Source organism: Pseudonocardia sp. EC080619-01 (assembly GCF_001420995.1).
Taxonomy (GTDB): domain Bacteria; phylum Actinomycetota; class Actinomycetes; order Mycobacteriales; family Pseudonocardiaceae; genus Pseudonocardia.
The window spans coordinates 2,696,203-2,715,241 of the sequence record NZ_CP012184.1 but is presented as its reverse complement, the minus strand read 5'-3'; the positions used below and the strand labels follow the sequence as shown (position 1 = coordinate 2,715,241).

The following is a 19,039-nucleotide window of genomic DNA, read 5'->3' as shown; positions in this document are numbered from 1 at the left end:
ATCTGGGTTTCACCTGTTCGAGTCGATCCGGCCCGCACCGATGAGTCCCGGTGCGCAGCGCGGTCGTACCGGCATGAGCACCGACACCCAGGCACCCACCACCGTCACGAACATCGGCGTCGCCATGTTCACCGTCGCCGACCAGGACGCCGCGCTGGCGTTCTACACGCAGAAGCTCGGCTGGGAGGTCCGCGGCGACTCCCGGTTCGGCGAGAACGGCGAGTACCGCTGGCTCGAGGTCGCCCCGCCCGGCTCGACCGCGCGGCTCGCGCTGAACCCGCCGATGTACGGCGAGCCGGGCGGCAGCGCGATCGGCGTCGAGACCGCGGACCTGGCCGCCGAGCACGCCCGGCTGTCGGCGCTCGGCGTCGCCGACATGGAGCCGATGCCCACCGACGACACCCCGGGCGCCCCGAAGCTGTTCATGCTCCGCGACCCGGACGGCAACGTCGTCACCGTGGTGCAGGTGTAGCGGTCCGCACCAGCACCGCGTACGGCCCGACGTCCCGCCGCTGCCACGCGGGGTCGTCGAACAGCTGCGGGCCGAACGTCGCGGGCGGGGCGCCGGAGCTCGGGTCGGGGAACCGGTCCTCGGTCGTCGGCAGCTGCAGGAGCCCGTCCGCGGTCCGGGAGAACACGAACACCGACGGGGCGCGGGCCGGGCCGCGGTCCAGCGCGGCCAGCAGCTCCACCGGGCCGGCGGCGGCCGACCAGCGGCGGAGCTCGTCGGTGCGTTCCGGGTAGTTCCCCAGCGGGTTCGCGTACTGGGCGCCGGACGCCTGGAACGAGAAGTACGGGTGGTAGGTCAGCAGCGCGGGGTTCGCGCTCGCGACGACGACCTCCCGCTCCGGACGCCCGGTCAGCCCGTCGATCGTGCCGCGGAGCTCGCCGAGCCAGGCGTTCGGCTCGTCCGGGTTCCGGGAGCCGTCGGGCTTCGTGCCGTCGGGCCGGTAGTCCTGGGCGGAGCCTGCCCACTCGTACGTCTCCGGGACGGTCTGGACCTGCGCGACGACGGCGACCGCCGCGAGCACGGTGACCACGGCGGTGCCCGCCCGGCGGGCGGACGCGTCGCGGCCCCACCGACGGAGCAGCCCGAGGAGGTCGGCGGCCGCCCACACCGCCCCGGACGCCAGCGCGGCCGTCATGATCGGCTCGATCCGGAACGCCAGGAGCGTCGTCCCCGCGGCCAGCGCCAGCGTCGACAGGAGGTACCAGAGGTACCCGCAGGCCGCCGTCGCCCCGAGGGCGCGGGCGACCGGGGAGCGGCCGGCCGCGGCGACGATCCACACCGTCCCGGCCAGGCACAGCCCGCCCAGCGCGGTCGGTTCGAGCATCGGCACCGGCCAGCGCGACCCGGCCTCGGCGAGGAAGTGCTGACCCGCGCTGTAGGTCGGTTCCCCGGCCGCGGCGACGAGGTAGGGCAGCCAGTGCAGCAGTGTCAGGGGCAGCGCCGCGAGGAGCACGACGCCGACCGTCCCCAGCAGCGGCAGCGGGCGCGCGGTGCGGGTCACCAGGCCGGCGACCGCGAGCACGGTCAGCACGAGCCCGGCGAACACCAGGATCTGGGTGTGCGTGACGGCCGCGACCCCGAGCACCAGCCCGACCAGCACCGCCGTCCGGACCCACGGCCCGCCGTCGCGGCGGCGCACCAGCCGCAGGCCCAGGACCGCGAGCGGCGGGACGAGCGCACCGGTCAACCACGAGTACGGCGTGTACGCGGCCAGTGTCGCGAGCCCGGCCAGCGTCGTCGCGACGGCGGCGCCCAGCGCGCGGCGCCGCGTCGTCACCAGCGCCCACAGCGCGAACGCCAGGACCGCCGTCACGGCCAGCGTCGCGATCGAGAACGCCTTGTGGAACTGCCACGCCTCCACACCGAGCAGCGCGGCGGCGCGGCCGCCCACCCAGAACCACGCCGCCGGGTAGTACGGCGGCAGGTCGGCGTAGGCGAAGTCGGCGAGCCGGGCGGAGTCGGCGAACCGGGTCAGGAACTGCACCCGGAACTGCTGGTCGCCGGACACCCCGAACAGGTAGTGCGGGGTGTTCGCGAGGAACAGCGCCAGCGGCACCGACGGGAGCGCCGCGAGGCCCGCCCAGGTCAGCGGTGCGGCGAGCAGCGGGCGCGCGGTCCGGGCCGCCAGGACGAGGACGAGCGCGATCACCGCGCCGCCGGACGCGGTCAGCGCCAGCCCGACGTTCGACGACGCCGGGATCGACAGCCCGTCCACCGCGGCGAGCACGACCACGGTCACGGCGACCGCGACCACCGGCCCGACGACCAGGTCCGCGAGCGCCGCCGGACGGCGGGTGGAGCGCGGTCGCCCGGAGCCGGCCGGCCCCCGGTGCACGGTGGCCGGCCACGGTCGCGAGCCGTCCACCGCGGCCGGGCCGCCGCCGTCGTACACGGGGCTCAGGCCGGCTTCTTCACGGCGACGACGAGGAACGCCTTCGAGATCGCCCACAGCGCCGGGAACCGGCGCAGCGCCGACACTCCCGCCGAGTACAGCGCCGAGCCACCGCCCTCGGCGAGGCTGACGTCGCCGGGCACGGTGAACCGGGCGTCGAGCTCGGGGCGCCGGGCCAGCAGCTTCCGCATCCGCAGGTATCCGGGCGCGTAGCTGGCGTCGGTGTAGTCCTGGCCGCGGCCGGACAGGCGCAGGTACCGGTTCGCGAGCGGCAGCGGCAGCCAGGCCAGGAACGGCAGCGAGTAGTGCGCCTCGATCGGCCACCAGCGGTTCGGCACCAGGATGTAGGCGACCCCGCCGGGGCGCAGGCAGGACGCGATCCGCTCCAGCGCGTCCGGCTGGTCGTCGAGGTGCTCCAGCACGTTGTCGAGGACGGCGACGTCGAACGCGCCGGCGTCCTCGCCGTGCCCGAACTCGCCGATGCCCTGCACGCGGAAGGTGAAGTTGTCGGCGCCGCCCTCCTCGGCCAGCGTCGTCGCCTCGGCGGCCAGCGCGGCGTTCGGCTCGATCCCGACCACCTCGCGGCACATCCCGGCCAGCTCGAGCGCGGTGTAGCCGTAGCCGCAACCCAGGTCGGCCACGCGGCACTCGGCGAACGGCCGGTCCAGGAACGGTCCGGTGGTGATCGCGATCTGCCGGGCGAAGCCGGTGGCGAGCCGCCGCCGTTCGACCATGCGCAGCGAGCGCTCGTACTCGGGGAGGTCGGTGTGCTCGCTCGGGTCCACGGCGGGGAACTCTTCCGTTCGTGCGGTCGGGGGGCGACTCACCGTACGAGAGTCACCGCTGCGGGACGGGCACGGGGACGGGCGGCTCCGCCGGGACCATCGCCTGCGGCGCGGGCTCGTCCGGGGCCGCCGGGTCGCAGGCGGTCAGCCGCCACAGCTCCTGCCCGCCGCCCTCGGCGACGAGCTCGAACCCGGGGACCGGTGCGATGTCGTGCAGCCCCGGGTACCAGCGCGCGCCACCGTGCGAGGGCCAGAACGTGATCGGGCCGCTGATCACCCAGCCGACGCGGGTCGCGGCGGCGGCCTCGCACACCGCGGGATCGGTGGCGGCGTCGCGCAGGCGGGTCGCGACGAGGCTCTGCTCCGGGGTCCAGTTCCCGATCAGGTGCGGGAACAGCACCTCGCGGCCCGCGATCGGGTAGAGCAGCGAGTTGCCGGTGAACGGGTCCGCGGCGACCACGTCGTCCGGCGGGACCAGCGCGGCGACCTCGGTGAAGAACTCCCGCTGGCCCGGTTCGAGCAGGACGTCCGACGAGTCCTGGTAGGTGCCCGCGAGGACGAGCGCGTGGACCCCGACCCGCAGGCCGCCGTACCCGGCGACGAGCGCCAGGGTGCAGGCGAGGACCAGCGCGGCGGGCGCCCCCCGGCGTCGCACGACGGGAGCGACCGGGCCGGGGGCGCGCAGCAGCACCCGGCGCAGCAGGCCGGCCACGGTGACGACACCGATCACGGCGAGCGGGACGCCGGTCACCGGCACCATCGCGGCCAGCCGGTACGAGTCGTTGTACCAGGCACCGGTCAACCCGGCCGTGAGGTCGCCCTCCTGGGAGGCGGCCAGGACGTAGAGGAACCCGGACGCGGCGTGCGCCGGTACCAGCCACGACGTCGCGACCCGGCGGAACGACACGACCGCCCCGACGAGGACGAGCGCCGCGACCGGCCAGAGCGGCGGCCGGGTGTTGGTCGAGAGCAGCAGGACCTGGGCGATCGCCTCGGGCGTGCTGGTGAACGCGGGCCAGTCGAAGTTGCGGACCCCGGCGAGCAGCGGGGACGCCACCATCAGCCACCCGACGACGGCCACCCCGCCGACGGTCACCAGCAGCCCGGCCACCGGCTGCCAGAACCGCCGCGTCAGGAGGCGGTGCCGGGCCAGCCGGACCAGCCCCCACAGGATCGGGAACACCCCGAGCACGGCCAGGCTGAACACCGCGTTCGGGTGGGAGAGCGCCAGGGCGGGCAGGGCCGCGACCCCGAGCGCGACGGCGCCCGCGCGGGGGAGCGCAGGCTCCCGCACGGTGCTGGCCAGTACCGCGACCGCGGCCAGGGCGGCAGGCAGCAGCGCGACGCCGAGGAGGTTGGGCCACAGCACCCCGAAGGACATCAGCGCCCACGGGAAGCCGGTGAACGCCGTCGCGAGCACCGGTGCGGCGAACGCGGCACCGGCCGAGCGGCCGAGGACCTGCCGGGTCAGCAGCAGCGCGGACAGCGGGAAGACCAGCGCGGCGACCGACCAGGACGCCGCGTTGGTGGCCACCGGCACCCCGGCCCCGGCCGTCATCGCGGCCAGCGAGACCAGGTCGTGCCACGCGCCCGGGTAGAACGCCGTCGGCGAGCCCGGGCTGGTGAGGGTGCCGAGGGTGAGCGACGACGCGTCGTGCGTCGCGAGGATGTGGGCGACGGCGCTGTAGTGGAAGACGGCGTCGTAGGTCGACGACAGCTGGTCCACCGGCCCGAAGCCGAGCACCACCGCCAGCCAGGCCAGCGCGGCCGCGAGCAGCGTCCCGGCCGTGGCGAGGAGCCCCGCGCGCCGGCCGTCGGCCCCCTCCCGCTGGGCGGAGGTGCGCCAGGTCTGCGGCAGCGCCGTCGTCAGGGGTTCGGGGCCCTGGGCGAACATCCCGCGGGGGGTGCGCAGCCGGACGAACGTGGTGCGCAGCCGTCTGCCCGGCTCCCAGCCGCGCAGCGCGGAGCGCCATCCCCGGTGCAGCGGGCTGCCGGCCGGACGGCGGGCGACGAACGCGCGCAGGAGCCCGGCCGGGACCGCGACCAGCACGGCCGCGACCGACGGCACCCACGGGCTCCACGGCACACCCAGCGCGGTCCCGGCGACCGCGGACGTCGCGATCAGGGCCACCGACACCAGCGGGGCCGCGCCCCAGGCCGTGATCCCGCGGAGCCCGCCGACGCGGGTGACCAGCAGTCCCGGTACGACCACCCAGAACGCCGCGGCGAGCGCCACGGGTACCGCGGACAGCCAGGTGGGTGTGCCCATCGGGCGGGCGCTCCTCTCCCGGGAGCGAGCGCCCCGGATCCGTCGTCGGTCACCGCGCGGCCAGCCGGCGCCGGACGGTGGGCGCGCCGGAGATTACCGCTCGGACACCACCGGGCGCGGGACGCCTCTCCGGCGCCGAGGAGTGATCAGGATCCGACGATCCGCCCCGCGTCGCACGCCGTGATCCGCCAGAGCGCGTTGTCGCCGTCCTCGGCGAGGAGCTCGAAGCCGTCGGCGTCGGCGAGGTCGTCGAGCCCCGGCCAGTTCTCCGCGAGCGGGTCCGGCTGCCAGAACGTCGGCGGCGCGGTGACGACGTACCCGACGCCGGTCTCGGCGACGGCCGCGCACACCGAGGGGTCGTTCGCGGCGTCCCGCAGCCGCTCCGCGATCAGCTGCTGGTCCGGTGACCACACCCCGGTCAGGTGCGGGAACAGCACCTTCCGGTCGGTCAGCGGCCACAGCATCGCGGTACCGGCCCACGGGTTCTGCGCGACGACGGCGTCGGCGGGCAGCAGCTCACCGGCGTAGCGCAGGAACTGCGCCTGCTCCGGGCCGACCAGCACCTGCTCCGGGGTCTGGTAGATGCCGGCGAGCTGGTCGATGTGCGAGCGCTGGTACAGCCCGCCCGAGGTCGCGACGACGGCCAGTACCCCGACCGCCACCAGCACCGCGGCCCGCGGCCGCGGCCACGACTCGACGGCGGGCGCGGCCCGGGTGAGCGCGTCGCGCACGAGGCAGGCCACCCGGCGGACCAGCGAGCACAGCGCGACCAGGCCGAGCGCGGCGAGCGGTGCGGCCGTCACCGGGACGAGTGCGGCGATCCGGGGCGCGTCGTTGTACCAGACCCCGGTCCAGATCGACGACCACGAGCTGGCCCCGACGACGTAGAGGGCGCAGACGAGCACGTGCGCGGGCACCAGCCACGACGTCCGCGCGCGGCGCAGCGCGACCACGGCGCCGGCGAGCGTCAGCACCGCGATCGACCACGCGGGGTCGTTGCCGTTCGGGCTGTGCAGCACCGCGTTGCCGATCGCCCCGGCGACGGTGACCTGCGGCTCCCAGTAGTAGCCGCGGATGCCGTCGAGCACCGGCGAGACGAACATGAACCAGGCCAGCACCCCGCCGACGCCCGCGACGGCCGGCACCGCCGCCAGCGCCCGCACGGTCTGCCACCGGCCGGCGCGGAGGCCCCGGCGGATCGCGCCGGTCAGCCCCCACAGCACCGGCGGCGCGGCGACGACGACGGCGCCGAACAGCGCGTTCGGGTGCGCGAGGCCCAGCGCGAGCACGCCGACGACGACCGGGAACCAGCGCGCCACCCGTCCCGGCGGGTACGGGCCGGGCCGGGCCGGGCTGACCGGGTCGGGCCCGAGACCGGGCCGCGCGGCCAGCGCGACGGCGGCGAGCGCGGCCGGCACCAGTGCCACCCCGAGCAGGTTGGGCCACAGCGCGCCGTAGGTGACCAGGGTCCACGGGAACGCGATGAAGCCCAGCGCCAGCACCGGCGCCGCGAGCGCGGCACCGGCCGAGCGACCGGTCAGCGTCCGCACCAGCAGCAGCACCGACAGGGGCCAGACGAGCAGGGTCGTCACCAGCGCGACGACGTTGGAGGCGACGACGATCTCGCCGGGTCCGGGGGTCAGCGGTGCCACCAGCGAGACGACGCCGTGCCACGCCGACGGGTAGAAGCCGGGCGAGTTCACCAGGCCGCCGACGGTCAGCGAGGACGCGTCGGCGGTGTTGAGGATCCGGGCGACGGCGTTGTAGTGGAAGTTCGCGTCGAACGTCTGGGACAGCGCGTCCGGGCGGTCCATCCCGCGGATCGCGGCCCGGAAGCCGAGCGCCCAGGCGATGAGCATCCCGCCGAGTGCGGCCAGGCCGGTCCAGCGGCGGTCCGGCCCGCCCTGCCGCAGCGAGGCCCACGCCTGCGCGGTGCGGGCCCGGGCGAGCGCGGGCCCCGGCACCAGCGGACGCCCGAGCACCAGCCGCCGGGCGCCGACGACCACCAGCGCGAACACGCACGCCGCGGCGACCGGCACGGCACCGCTCCACGGGACGCCCACCATGCTCCCGGCCACCGCGGACCCGGCGATCAGGCCGACCGACAGCAGCGGAGCGGCGCCCCACACCGCGATGCCGCGCAGCCCGGCGGCGACACCCACGAGCAGGCCGGGCAGGGTCAGCCAGGCGGCGGCGAGCACCACGAGTGGGACGGCGGACAGCCAGCTCACGACAGGTCCGCCTCCTTTACCGAACGGGGTGACACGAGCGGGGGCGCCTGATTCGTCCGCTTCCGCGGCCCGTCTGCGAGGATACCGAAGCCGCCCGGTGCCCCCGATCACGCCTGTCCTACCCTCGGGTGCCGTGAGCCTCGACGGGTACGACCTCGCCAGCTACGACCTGATCGTCGTCGGGTCCGGGTTCTTCGGGCTGACCGTGGCGGAGCGGGTCGCCGACGGCCTCGGCAAGCGCGTCCTGGTCCTGGAGCGCCGCGACCACATCGGCGGCAACGCCTACTCCGAGCCCGAGCCGGAGACCGGCATCGAGATCCACCGGTACGGCGCGCACCTGTTCCACACCTCGAACGAGCGGGTGTGGGAGTACGTGAACCGCTTCACCGCGTTCACGAACTACCAGCACCGGGTCTTCGCCCGGGTCGGCGAGCAGGTCTACGCGTTCCCGATGAACCTCGCGCTGATCAACCAGTTCTTCGGGAAGGCGCACACGCCCGACGAGGCGCGCACGCTGATCGCCGACCAGTCGTCCGAGGTGGACACGAAGCAGGCGGCGAACCTGGAGGAGAAGGCGATCTCGCTGGTCGGGCGCCCGCTCTACGAGGCGTTCGTCAAGGGCTACACCGCCAAGCAGTGGCAGACCGACCCGACCGAGCTGGACGCGTCGATCATCACCCGGCTCCCGGTGCGCTACACCTACGACAACCGGTACTTCAACGACACCCACGAGGGTCTGCCGGTCGACGGCTACACCGCCTGGCTGGAGCGGATGGCCGACCACGAGAACATCGACGTCGTGCTGGACACCGACTTCTTCGAGGTCCGCGACGCGCTGCCGGCGGGAACCCCGGTCCTCTACACCGGGCCGCTGGACCGCTACTTCGACCACGCCGAGGGTGAGCTCGGCTGGCGCACCCTGGACTTCGAGATGTCGGTCGAGCCGACCGGCGACTTCCAGGGCACCTCGGTGATCAACTACAACGACGCCGACGTCCCCTTCACCCGGATCCTCGAGTTCCGGCACATGCACCCCGAGCGGGACTACCCGAAGGACCGGACGGTGATCGTGCGCGAGTACTCGCGCTTCGCCGAGTCCGGGGACGAGCCGTACTACCCGATCAACACGCCGGACGACCGCGCCAAGCTGGAGCGCTACCGCGAGCTCGCCCGCAAGGAGACCGCGAACCGGAACGTGCTGTTCGGTGGCCGGCTGGGCACCTACAAGTACCTCGACATGCACATGGCCATCGGGTCGGCGCTGACCATGTTCGAGAACCGGCTGGTCCCGCACTTCACCGAGGGGCGCCCGCTCTCGGGCACCGAGTCGGAGGACTGATCCGGCTCAGGGCCGTTCCGGGTTCCAGCCCAGCTCGGTGGACACCGCGCGGGCGGCGGCCGCCGTCGTCCGGCCCAGCTCGTCGAGCCGCTCGCCGATCCGCGCGGTCGGCCCGACGATGTTGAGCACGGCGACGATCCGGCCGCGGAAGTCCCGCACCGGGGCCGCGACCCCGGAGAGGTCCGGTTCGAGCTCGTCGCGGGCCTCGGCCCAGCCCCGCTCGGCGGCCTCGCGGATCGCCCGCCACAGCTGGGGCACCGTCCGGACCCGGCAGCCGGGGTAGTCCGGTGCCAGGTCCTCGACGATGCCGAAACGTACGTAGAGCTCGTCGGGTGTGGCGTCGGTGAGCAGCGCACGGCCCGCCGAGGTGCAGACGAGCGGCGACCTGCGCCCCTCCCAGCCGGACGTGCGGAACGAGTGCCCGGACACCGTCCGCAGGGTGAGCAGCGCGTCGTCGCGCAGTACGCACAGGTGCGCCGTCTCCTCGGTCTCGACAGCCAGGCGGCGCAGGGCGGGCTCCGTGACCCCGGTCAGCCGCCCGTCGGCGCCGCGCGCGGCCAGCGAGAACAGCCGCCAGCCGAGCCGGTAGACGAGGCTGTCGTCGTCGCGCTCGACGAGCCCGGCCTCGGCCAGTGCGCGCAGCGCCCGGGACACCTGGCTCTTCTCCCGGCCGGTCAGCCGCGCGACCTGCGCGACACCGAGGCCGTCGGCACGGTGCGCCTCGTCCGACGCGAGGGCCTCCAGGAGTGCCATGTCCCGGCTCAGCCCGTAGCTGTTGCGGGGCGCATCGGTCACCCTCCGACCGTACTGGGACGGGGGTCGTCGTTGGCGTGAACGCAACGTGGATTGCGATCCACGGCCCGCGCTGGTCGCTCAACGGATACTTTCCTACTGTCGTCGGATATCCGGCTCGGAGTGCGGAAGCCCCCGATCGCGCTCCGGGCCGGCACCAGTCGGCGCGAACCCTCCGGACGACATGAAGATCACCGACATCACGCTCGACCGGGTGCGGCTGCCGCTGGACCCGCCGCTGCGCGCGGCCTGGGATCCCCGGCCGCGTACCGCGTTCGACGCCACCATCGTTCGTGTGCACACCGACGACGGGCGCGTCGGCATCGGCTCGGGCGACACGATGGACGGCTTCGACGCCTTCCGCGACGTCTTCGTCGGCGAGGACGCCCTCGCGATCGCCCGGCACGTCCGCGCCCTGGAGACCTGCGCCGTGCACGGCGGCCACTACTGGCCGCTCGAGGCGGCGCTGTGGGACCTGGCGGGGAAGGCCGCCGGGCTGCCCGTCGCCACGCTGTTCGGCGGGACCTACGACCGCGTGCCCGCGTACGCGTCGTTCTGCGTGCCGCGCGCCTCGTCCGAGCGGGTCGACGTCGCCGCGCAGGTCGCTGACGAGGGCTTCCGCGCGGCGAAGATCAGGATCGACCCGAACCGGATCGACGAGGGCGTCGCGACCGTCGCCGCGGTCCGCGGTGCACTCGGCGACGAGTTCACGATCATGGTCGATCTCAACCAGTCCTGGCGGACGGCGGGTGACGTCGCACCGGCCACCGACCTGGCAGCCACCCGTCGGCTGGCGCGCCGGCTCGCGGACCTCGACGTCTTCTGGGTCGAGGAGCCGCTGCCCTACCCCGACACCGACGGGTTCCGGACGCTGCGCGCCGACAACCCGGGGCTGCGGATCGCGGCGGGGGAGATGCAGCACTCGGTGCCGGAGATCCTGCGCTGGATCGACGAGGACGTGCTCGACGTCTACCAGATGGACGTCGTCCTCTCGGTCGGCATGAGCCGCGCCCGGACGCTGGCCGAGCTGGCGATGCTGCGGCACCGCTCCTTCACCCCGCACAGCTGGACCAACGGCATCGGGCTGCTGGCGAACCTGCACGTCGCGGCCGGCGTCGGCGGCGGGCCGTGGTTCGAGGTCCCCTACGACCCACCGGACTGGACGCCGGCGCGGCGGGACTTCCCGCTGGCGACGCCCGTCACCGTCGGTCCGGACGGGTGCCTCGCCGTCCCGGATGCGCCGGGGCTCGGCGTCGAGCTCGACGAGGACGCGGTCGCGCGGTGGCGGGTCGGCTGAGTTCCGGCACGGCGAACCGGACGTTCCACTCCGCTTGCGCGGCGCGCCCGCCCGCCTGCCGCCGCCGCCCCGAGCCGCGGCTACGCTCGGGTACCTCCTCCCGGGCCCGGGCGGTGCGGCAGCGCAGCCGTCCAGGCGCGGGCACGACCGGAACCCGCCGACCCCCGAGGCCGTTTCTGCGATGACCACCGCCCCCACGGACCAGCGAGGCCACCAGGTGTCCGACACCGCCGACCCGACCAGCGGCGAGACGCTCCTGCAGCGGGTGATCCTTCCCCGCCCCGCCGACCCGTTCGCGGTGCGCGCCCTCTACCTCGACGAGCGCCCCGGGACGACCCTCGCGCCGGTCGACCCGCTGCCGGACGAGACGAGCCGGCCGCTGTCGCTGACCGTCTCCACGACGGCGGGCCGGCGTACCCGCGTGCAGGACCGGACCAGCGCGACCGTGCCCCCGGCGACCGAGGTGTCGTTCGGTGCCTACTTCAACGCCTTCGCCGCCGGGTACTGGCGCGCCTGGTCGACGCTGACCGCGATCGAGCTGCGGCTGGAGCTGGAGGGCTCGGGCCGCGTCGACGTGTACCGCACCAAGGCCGACGGGTCGCAGATCTTCGTCGGCGGCGAGGTCGTGCAGGGCCGCCGCCGGGTGACCATGGAGCTGGACCTGCGCCCGTTCGAGGACGGCGGCTGGTACTGGTTCGACCTCTCCACCGACGAGGGCGACCTCACGCTGCACGGCGGCGGCTGGCACGCGCCGCACGACGCGCCCGGCCGGGCCGCCGTCGTCGTCGGGATGCCGACGTTCAACCGGCCCGCCGACTGCGTCGCCACCCTGACCGCGCTCGGCTCGGACCCGCAGGTCCTCGACACGATCACCGCGGTCGTCCTGCCGGACCAGGGCACGCGGAAGGTCCGCGACGAGGCCGGGTACGAGCAGGCCGCGGCCGTGCTCGGGGATCGGCTGCGGATCATCGACCAGCCCAACCTCGGCGGCTCCGGCGGCTACGCCCGGATCATGTACGAGGTGCTCCACGGGACCGGCCCGCACGCGGGCGGCATCGACTGCGAGCAGATCCTCTACATGGACGACGACATCCTGCTGGAGCCCGACTCGGTGCTCCGCGCGGTCGCGTTCAGCCGGTTCGCGCGCGAGCCCATGCTGGTCGGCGGGCAGATGCTGTCGCTGCAGGCCCGCTCGCAGCTCTCCACGATGGGCGAGGTCGTCGACCGCAACCAGTTCCTCTGGCGGCCCGCCCCCAGGACCGAGGCGCACCACGACCTCGCCGCGCGCACGCTGCGGCAGACGCCGTGGCTGCACCGCCGCGTCGACGTCGACTACAACGCCTGGTGGATGTGCCTGATCCCGCGCCGCGTCGCGGAGGACCTCGGGCTGCCGCTGCCGCTGTTCATCAAGTGGGACGACGCCGAGTACGGCCTCCGCGCCCGCACCGCCGGCTACCGCACCGCGACCGTCCCCGGCATCGCGATCTGGCACATGTCCTTCATCGAGAAGGACGACTCGTCGGACTGGCAGGCGTACTTCCACTACCGGAACCGCCTGGTCGCCGCGGCGCTGCGGGGCCCGGACGATCCGCGCGCGATGCTGAAGGAGACGTTCAAGCGGACCCTGCGGCACCTGATGCTCATGGAGTACTCGGCGGTCGCGCTGCAGATCAAGGCGTTCACCGACTTCCTCGCCGGGCCCGAGGCGCTGTTCCCGAAGCTGCCGGTGGTGCTCGACGAGATCCGCGCGGTCCGCGCCGAGTACGACGACGGCCGCCCGCTGGACTCCGCCACCGACGTCCCGCTCGCGGAGCTGGACGCGCTCGGCGCCCAGCTGTTCCCGGAGCCGCCGGTCGGGAAGGCCAAGGTCGCGCTCGGGCTGGCCCGCGGCGTCCTGCGGAACCTGAGGTCCCCGGCGCCGGGGCGGCAGGAGCGCCCGCAGCGCAACGTCCCGTGGGCGAACGCGCAGTGGTTCGTCCTCTCGGGTCTCGACTCCGCGACGGTGTCCACACCCGACGGTCGCGGGGTCACCTTCCGGCGTCGTGACCCGCAGATGTTCAAGCGGATGGTCGCCGAGTCGTTCCGGCTGCACCGTGCGGTGGCCGCGGACTGGGAGACGCTGCGCGGCCGCTACCGGGCGGCCGAGCCCACGCTCACCGGCAAGGACGGCTGGAAGCAGATCTTCGAGTGAGCCCGCCGGCGTCCACCCGCCGGCCACTGCTCCTGCTGCTGCTCGGCGGGCTGACCTGCCTGCTCGGGATCGGGGCCGCGCTGGCCCCGGTCGACGCCGACGACCCGGTCGTCAGCTGGCCGCGCGCCGGCGAGGCACCGGCGTCGACGGTGCTGCCGCTGTCGCCGTACCGGCCGCTGGAGTTCACCGCGTCGATCCCGTGCGCGGCCGCCGCGTCGCTCCCGGAGGGCGACGTGCTGCGCACGATGCCCGCGGCCGCCGACGACCCGGTCGCGGCGCCCGGGCTGGTGGCGGGCGTCGCCGGCGGGACGCTCACGATCCGCTCCGGCCCGACCGAGCTGTGGGCCGGGCCCGTCGCCGGCGGCTGCACCCTCGTCGTCACCGCGGGAGCGGACGGGACCGTCGTGACCCGGGACGGGGCGACCGTCGCCGAGCACCCGGAGCTCGCGCCGCCGCAGGTCGCCGAGCTGTCCACCGCCGTCGCGGGACCGGCCGCCGACGGGCTCGGGGTGCAGCTGCACACCGACGCCCGCTACGAGTCGTCGCCGTCCCCGCTCAAGGTCGCGCTGCTGGTCGCGCACCTGCTCGCGCTGGCCGCGACGCTCGCGGTCGCCGTCCGCACCTGGACCGGGACCCGGCGGATCCTCGCCGTGCGGCCCCGGCCCGGGATCGCCGACGCCGTCGTCCTCGTCGTGACGCTGGCCTGGGCCGTGCTCGGCCCGGTCAACATCGACGACTCCTGGTACGCGCTGATGGCCCGCCAGGGCGCGGAGACCGGGACCATCGGCAACGCGATCTACCAGTTCAACGTCACCGAGGCCCCGTTCGCGACGAGCCAGTACCTCCTGCAGCTGTGGGGCGGGATCGCCGGATGGGGCCTGCTCCCGATGCGGGTCGTGCCGGTCGTGCTCGGTCTGGGGACGTGGGTGCTGCTCCGGCTGACGCTGGTCGCGCTCGCCGACCGGGCCGGCACCCGCCCGGTCGTCGTGGCGGCGCTGGCCGTCGCCCACCTGGCCTGGTTCCTGCCCTACGGCATCAGCCTGCGGCCGGAGCCCGCGGGCACGCTCGCCGCCGCCGGGGTCCTGTTCCTCGTCGCGGCCGCGCTGCGGACCGGCGCGGTCGGGCTGCTCGCCCCGGCCACCGCCGTCGCCGTCCTCGGGGTGACGACGGCGCCCGCCGCGGTCGTCGCGGCCGTCCCCCTGCTGCTCGCGCTGCCCCTGGTGTGGTGGCACCTCGTGCACTCCGGGTGGGTCACCCGGTGCGCGACGGTCGCGGTCGCGTTCGCCGCCGCGAGCGTCGTCGTCCCGCTGGGACTGGCCGACCAGACTCTCGCCGACGTCCGCGAGTCCGTCGCCGTGCACCGCTGGTACTACTTCCAGTACTCGTGGTGGCAGGAGCTCGTGCACTACGCCAACCTCCTGGGCCCGGACGACCAGGGCACGTGGGGCCGCCGGCTGCCCGTCCTGCTGACCGTCGGGGTGCTGCTCCTCGGCACGGTCCGCCTGGCGACCCGGCGCGGCACCGGCGGACCGCTGGGCCGGGCGCTCGGGTTCGCCCTCGCGGCCACGGCGCTCGCACTCGTCGCGATCGGCCTGAGCCCCACCAAGTGGGTCAACCACTTCGGTGCCGTCGCCGCCCCCGCCACCCTGCTGCTCGCGATCGCGCTGGCCCGTGGCCCGCTGCCGCGCCGGGCGCCCGCCCGGCTCGTCGCCGTCGGGACGGCGGTGCTCGGGCTCGCGGCGGCGGTGATCTACGCCGGGCCGAACCTGTGGCGACCGCTCGGGGACTGGGGCCAGCCGTTCGGCAATCACTCCGTGGTCGACGCCCCGATCCACCAGCAGGTCCTCGCCCCGCACCTCGGGCCGGTCTACCTGCGCAACCCGGTGCTGTGGCTGCTCGTGGCCGTGGTCGCGCTGTGGTGGGCACACCGCAGGCGTCGCGCCGGACGCGCGTCCGGGACCGGGCCGGACGGTGCGGTCCTGCGGACCGCCACCGCCGGCGGCGTCGCGCTCATGCTGCTCGTGTTCGCGCTCGCCCCGGTGCAGCAGGCCCCCGGACCGTCGGTCGCGTCGATGAACCTGGCGTCCCTCGTGGGACGGCCGTGCGGGCTCGCCGACGCCGTCACCGTCACGGTGCCCGACGGCGGGCCGCTCGGACCGGCCGCCGGCCCGCCGCAGCTCACCGGCGCCCTGCGCGACGGCCCGCCGCCCGACCGGCCCGCACTCGACGGCCCCGTCTGGCACACCGACGACGCCGGCACCGGCACCCTGGAGACCGGCTGGTTCCCCGTCCCGGGGGACCGGTCACGGCTGCTCGTGCCCGCCACCGGCGACCTCCGATCCGACCAGACCGTGCAGGTCGTGGCCGGCTCCGGCCCGGTCGGTGCGCCGGACGCGACCCACGAGATCTCGGCGTCGCTGCCCGGGGAGAAGGTCGCGGACTGGACCGACCTGGAGATCGACCTCGGCGCGGCCGGGGACCTCCCCGGACCGGTCACCCAGGTCCGGCTGGTCGTCACCGACGCCACCGACGGCGCCGACAGCTGGCTCGGGATCGGTGCGCCGGTGCCCGCCAGGGACCGGCCGGCGTCCGACGTCGTCCGCGGGGACCCGGTCTACGCCGACCAGGTCACGGCGCTGCTGTGGCCGTGCGAGGACCAGATCGTCGTGCGGCACGGCATCGCGGAGACCCCGCAGTGGCGGCTCCGCACCGGCGACGACCTCGAGGGCGCCACCGAGGACAACGCGTTCTTCACCGGCAACGGCGGCGCGCTCGCCGGGATCGGGCGGACGGCGACCTTCGACGAGCTGCCCTCGCGGCTCGACCCGCCGCCCGGGCGCGCGATGTTCGCGTGGGGCCACGTCGAGCGGGTCGGGTACGACCACCCGACCGGTGGTTACGACGTGGCCGTCGGGACCGAGCGCCGATGGGGCTGGGAGCGCCTGCCGACCCTGGCGGACAAGGACTACACGGGCCGGGACTTCCTGGGCTGACCCCGCCCCGCCCCCTTCCCCGTCCCTTCCCCGGGCGGACTCTCCCGGAGACGCTCACCGGTTCAGCCGGCGCTCGCGCGATCGGATGAGCGCTGACGCAACCGGTGAGCGTCCTGGGGCGTGGCTCGGTACGTCGACGTGACGAGGCGGGGGTCCGGGTGGAGTGGGGGTGGGGCCGGATGGGCCGCGGTGCCGGTTCCGGTGGGCTGGGTCCGTGCTCACCACGAAGACCTGGCGCCGGCTCACCGTCTGGCTGCACGTGCTCACCTCGGTCGGCTGGATGGCGCTCGCCGCGTCGCTCGCCGCGCTGCAGGTGCTCGGCGTCGACCCTGCGGTCCGCGGGCCCGCACTGCTCGCCGCCCACCATCTCGACGCCGTGCTGCTGGCCCCGCTCGCCGTCGGCTCCGCGCTGACCGGGATGGTGCTCGCGGCGGCGACGCCCTTCGGGTTCTTCCACCACCGCTGGGTCGCGGTGAAGTTCGCGATCACGGTGGCCCAGCTCCACCTGGGGATCGTCGTGCTGTCCGCGCGGCTCGACGCGGCGCACTCCGACCCGGCGGGCACCTCGCCCGCGGGCCTGCTGCCGCTGACCCTGCTGATGGTCGCGGCGATCGCGTTCCAGGCCTGGCTGTCGATCGACAAGCCCTGGGGCCGGACGCGCTGGTCCACCGGGCGGCCGCGACCGGTCACCGGGCCGCGCTGGATGTTCGCGTCGGCGTGCGCGGCCGTCGTCGTCGATCTGGGTCTGGGGTTCGGCCTGGGCCACCCGGCGCCCGTGGCGTCGGTCGTGGTCCTGGTCGCCGTGCTGGTGGGCCGGCCCCGGCCGGGGATCAGTCCTCGTAGAGCCGGGTCCACGTCTCCCGTGCCGTGAGCCGCGGCTCGGCGGCCTTCCAGGTCCGTGCCGCGTCCGGGCCCTCGGTGTACAGCCGGCGGACGGTGTGCACGGCCCGGGTGGCGAGCTCGCGCAGGCGCTCCCGGTCGCGGGTCCGGATCCGGACGCCGGTCTCGGCCATGTCGGTCACGATCGCCCGCTCGAACAGCGCCACGTGCCACCAGTGCGCCTCACCGGCCGGCACCATCCCGGACCGGAACGGCACCCGCCCGGTCGCCTGCAGCACCACACGCTTGAGCCAGGTCCGCACCATCTTCGACGGCTTGTGCCCGGCGAGGTGCACGACGGACTCCCGCGGGTCGAGGCCCGCGTCGGCGATCGGCACGGCGGCCGTCTCGGGGTAGGCGGCCCGGATCCGGCGGATCCGCGCGGCCGCGGCGGCGGAGCCGTCGTCGAGGACGGCGGGACCCTCCAGGAAGTCCTCGACCGCGGTCAGCAGCGTCGCGGCGAGCCCGTACTGCATCGCGACGAGGTACTGGGCGAGCAGCTCGACGACCGTCGACGTCACCGTGCGCCGGTCGAAGCCGGTCCGCAGCGCCGCGGTGATCAGGCCGTTGCGCTGGTTGAAGTAGCGGTGCCACTCGTCCCAGTCCTTCCAGCCGAAGTCGGCGTGCCACACGCCGGCGCCGGGCAGGGAGACGGTGGCGAAGCCGTGCTCGCGGGCGCGGTAGCCGAACTCGACGTCGTCCCACTGGAAGAACAGCGGCAGCGGGTAGCCGATGGCGCGCACGATCGGCGCCGGGATCAGGCAGGACCACCAGCCGTTGTACTCGGTGTCGACGCGGCGCTCCTGCACGATCGGCAGCAGCCGCTCGTCGCGCCCGAGCAGGAAGCCCTCCTCGAGGGCGCCGGGCACCGGGCGGCCGACGCGGAGCTTCTCCGGCTCGGCGTACTCGGCGGTGATGTGCACGTGCCCCGGGTGCAGCAGGTTCAGCATCTGCCCGCCGACGATCGCCGGGTTCGTGGTGCAGGCCGCGAACCCGGTCAGCCGGACGACGATCTCCGGGTCGAGCAGCACGTCGTCGTCCATCAGGAGGACGTCGTGGTCGTCCGCCGGGTCCCCGGCGGTCGCCTCGTACAGGCCGCGGGTGAACCCGCCGGCGCCGCCGAGGTTCGGCTGGCGCTGGTAGACGAGCGTCGCACCGAACGCGTCCGCGACGGCGGCGAACCGGTCCCGGGACTCCAGCGGGTCGCTGCCCTGGTCGACCACCCGCACGAGCTCGACGCGGGCCAGCGCCGCCGGGTCGTCGAGCAGCGCCTGCAGGGTGTTCAGGCAGTCCTCGACGCGGTTGTACGTGCAGATCGTGAGCGAGGTCGGTCGCGGCGGGCGGGGCACGGCCACCGTCCACTCGACGCCGGACACCGCGAGCTCACCGGTGTCGGTGCCGATCTCCAGCCAGAGGCCGCCGCCGTCGAGGAACCGGTCGACCGACCCGGTCAGCTCGATCGCGGTGTCGCCGTCGACGTCGGCCACCTCGACCGCGCGGGCGACCTTGTTGGTGTCCGACGCCATCAGCCAGATCCGGCCGCGGCCGCTCGCCCGCAGCGTCACCCGCACCTCGGGGACGGTCGTCCAGCGCTGCCAGTAGGTGGCGTGCAGCCGCCCCCAGTAGGTGTTCGTGCTGACCAGCGTCGCCGGTGCCAGCTCGATCCGGGCGCGCTCCCGCCGGGCCGCGCCCCGCAGGACCTCCGCGTAGAGGTCCTCCGGGACCAGGGCCGTGGGCCCGGTGAAGTGCCCGCGCTGGACGACGAGCCTGCCGGGCCGCGGCTCGCCGGCCGGGGGTGTGGCCGGTGCGGGATCGCCGTCGCGGGTGGGACGGGCCGTGTCCAGCATGTCTCGCGGTCGCC

General features: G+C 75.0%; 12 protein-coding genes. 6 read left to right on the top strand and 6 right to left on the bottom strand.

From position 1 onward, the window contains the following. Positions 1-73 precede the first annotated feature (73 nt). Positions 74-472 carry a VOC family protein gene (locus AD017_RS12705; protein ID WP_060574357.1) on the top strand — a complete coding sequence of 133 codons (399 nt, stop codon included), beginning with the start codon at positions 74-76 and terminating at the stop codon, positions 470-472. Here the strand turns inward: AD017_RS12705 and AD017_RS12700 are convergent. The 4 genes from AD017_RS12700 to AD017_RS12685 all read right to left on the bottom strand — a co-directional run bounded on the left by AD017_RS12700 (position 453) and on the right by AD017_RS12685 (position 7,687). Beyond that, entirely contained in the window at positions 453-2,402 is a 1,950-nt protein-coding gene (locus AD017_RS12700) for an arabinofuranosyltransferase (protein ID WP_060574356.1), read from the bottom strand. The two genes, AD017_RS12705 and AD017_RS12700, sit on opposite strands and share 20 nt — an antisense overlap. A gap of 5 nt (positions 2,403-2,407) precedes the next feature. Beyond that, positions 2,408-3,187 carry a class I SAM-dependent methyltransferase gene (locus AD017_RS12695; RefSeq protein WP_010241715.1) on the bottom strand — a complete coding sequence of 260 codons (780 nt, stop codon included), beginning with the start codon at positions 3,185-3,187 and terminating at the stop codon, positions 2,408-2,410. A 52-nt stretch (positions 3,188-3,239) separates the two neighbouring features. Next, complete coding sequence (locus tag AD017_RS12690; protein ID WP_060574355.1) at positions 3,240-5,456, bottom strand: DUF6541 family protein; 2,217 nt, start codon at positions 5,454-5,456, stop codon at positions 3,240-3,242. A gap of 146 nt (positions 5,457-5,602) precedes the next feature. After that, the gene (locus AD017_RS12685) at positions 5,603-7,687 is read right to left on the bottom strand and encodes a DUF6541 family protein (protein WP_060574354.1); all 2,085 of its coding nucleotides are present in this window, start codon (positions 7,685-7,687) and stop codon (positions 5,603-5,605) included. Positions 7,688-7,820: 133 nt separating this feature from the next. Here AD017_RS12685 and glf point away from each other — a divergent pair, with 133 nt between their 5' ends. Further along, positions 7,821-9,026: a UDP-galactopyranose mutase gene (gene glf, locus AD017_RS12680; protein WP_010232746.1), complete on the top strand. Its 1,206-nt coding sequence runs from the start codon at positions 7,821-7,823 to the stop codon at positions 9,024-9,026. A gap of 6 nt (positions 9,027-9,032) precedes the next feature. On the opposite strand, the gene AD017_RS12675 is transcribed toward glf, so the two are convergent. Next, a complete protein-coding gene (locus AD017_RS12675) occupies positions 9,033-9,821 on the bottom strand; it encodes an IclR family transcriptional regulator (RefSeq protein WP_145982746.1) in 789 nt (262 codons plus the stop codon). Between the two features lie 181 nt (positions 9,822-10,002). On the opposite strand from AD017_RS12675, the gene AD017_RS12670 reads away from it, so the two are divergent. The 4 genes from AD017_RS12670 (at position 10,003) to AD017_RS12655 (ending at position 17,170) form a co-directional block, all read left to right on the top strand. Further along, positions 10,003-11,115 (top strand): mandelate racemase/muconate lactonizing enzyme family protein, encoded by a 1,113-nt coding sequence (locus AD017_RS12670; RefSeq protein ID WP_060574353.1) that lies wholly within the window; start codon positions 10,003-10,005, stop codon positions 11,113-11,115. A gap of 181 nt (positions 11,116-11,296) precedes the next feature. After that, positions 11,297-13,306, top strand: a complete 2,010-nt coding sequence (locus AD017_RS12665; protein ID WP_082399214.1) for a glycosyltransferase — start codon at positions 11,297-11,299, stop codon at positions 13,304-13,306. Then, on the top strand, positions 13,303-16,299 hold the full coding sequence (locus tag AD017_RS12660) for an arabinosyltransferase domain-containing protein (RefSeq protein WP_060574352.1): 2,997 nt from the start codon (positions 13,303-13,305) through the stop codon (positions 16,297-16,299). The genes AD017_RS12665 and AD017_RS12660 overlap by 4 nt, the downstream gene beginning before the upstream one ends. A 214-nt stretch (positions 16,300-16,513) precedes the next feature. Further along, positions 16,514-17,170 (top strand): hypothetical protein, encoded by a 657-nt coding sequence (locus AD017_RS12655; RefSeq protein ID WP_082399213.1) that lies wholly within the window; start codon positions 16,514-16,516, stop codon positions 17,168-17,170. On the opposite strand, the gene AD017_RS12650 is transcribed toward AD017_RS12655, so the two are convergent. Beyond that, a complete protein-coding gene (locus AD017_RS12650; RefSeq protein ID WP_060574351.1) occupies positions 17,130-19,025 on the bottom strand; it encodes a glycosyltransferase in 1,896 nt (631 codons plus the stop codon). The two genes, AD017_RS12655 and AD017_RS12650, sit on opposite strands and share 41 nt — an antisense overlap. Positions 19,026-19,039 lie beyond the last annotated feature (14 nt).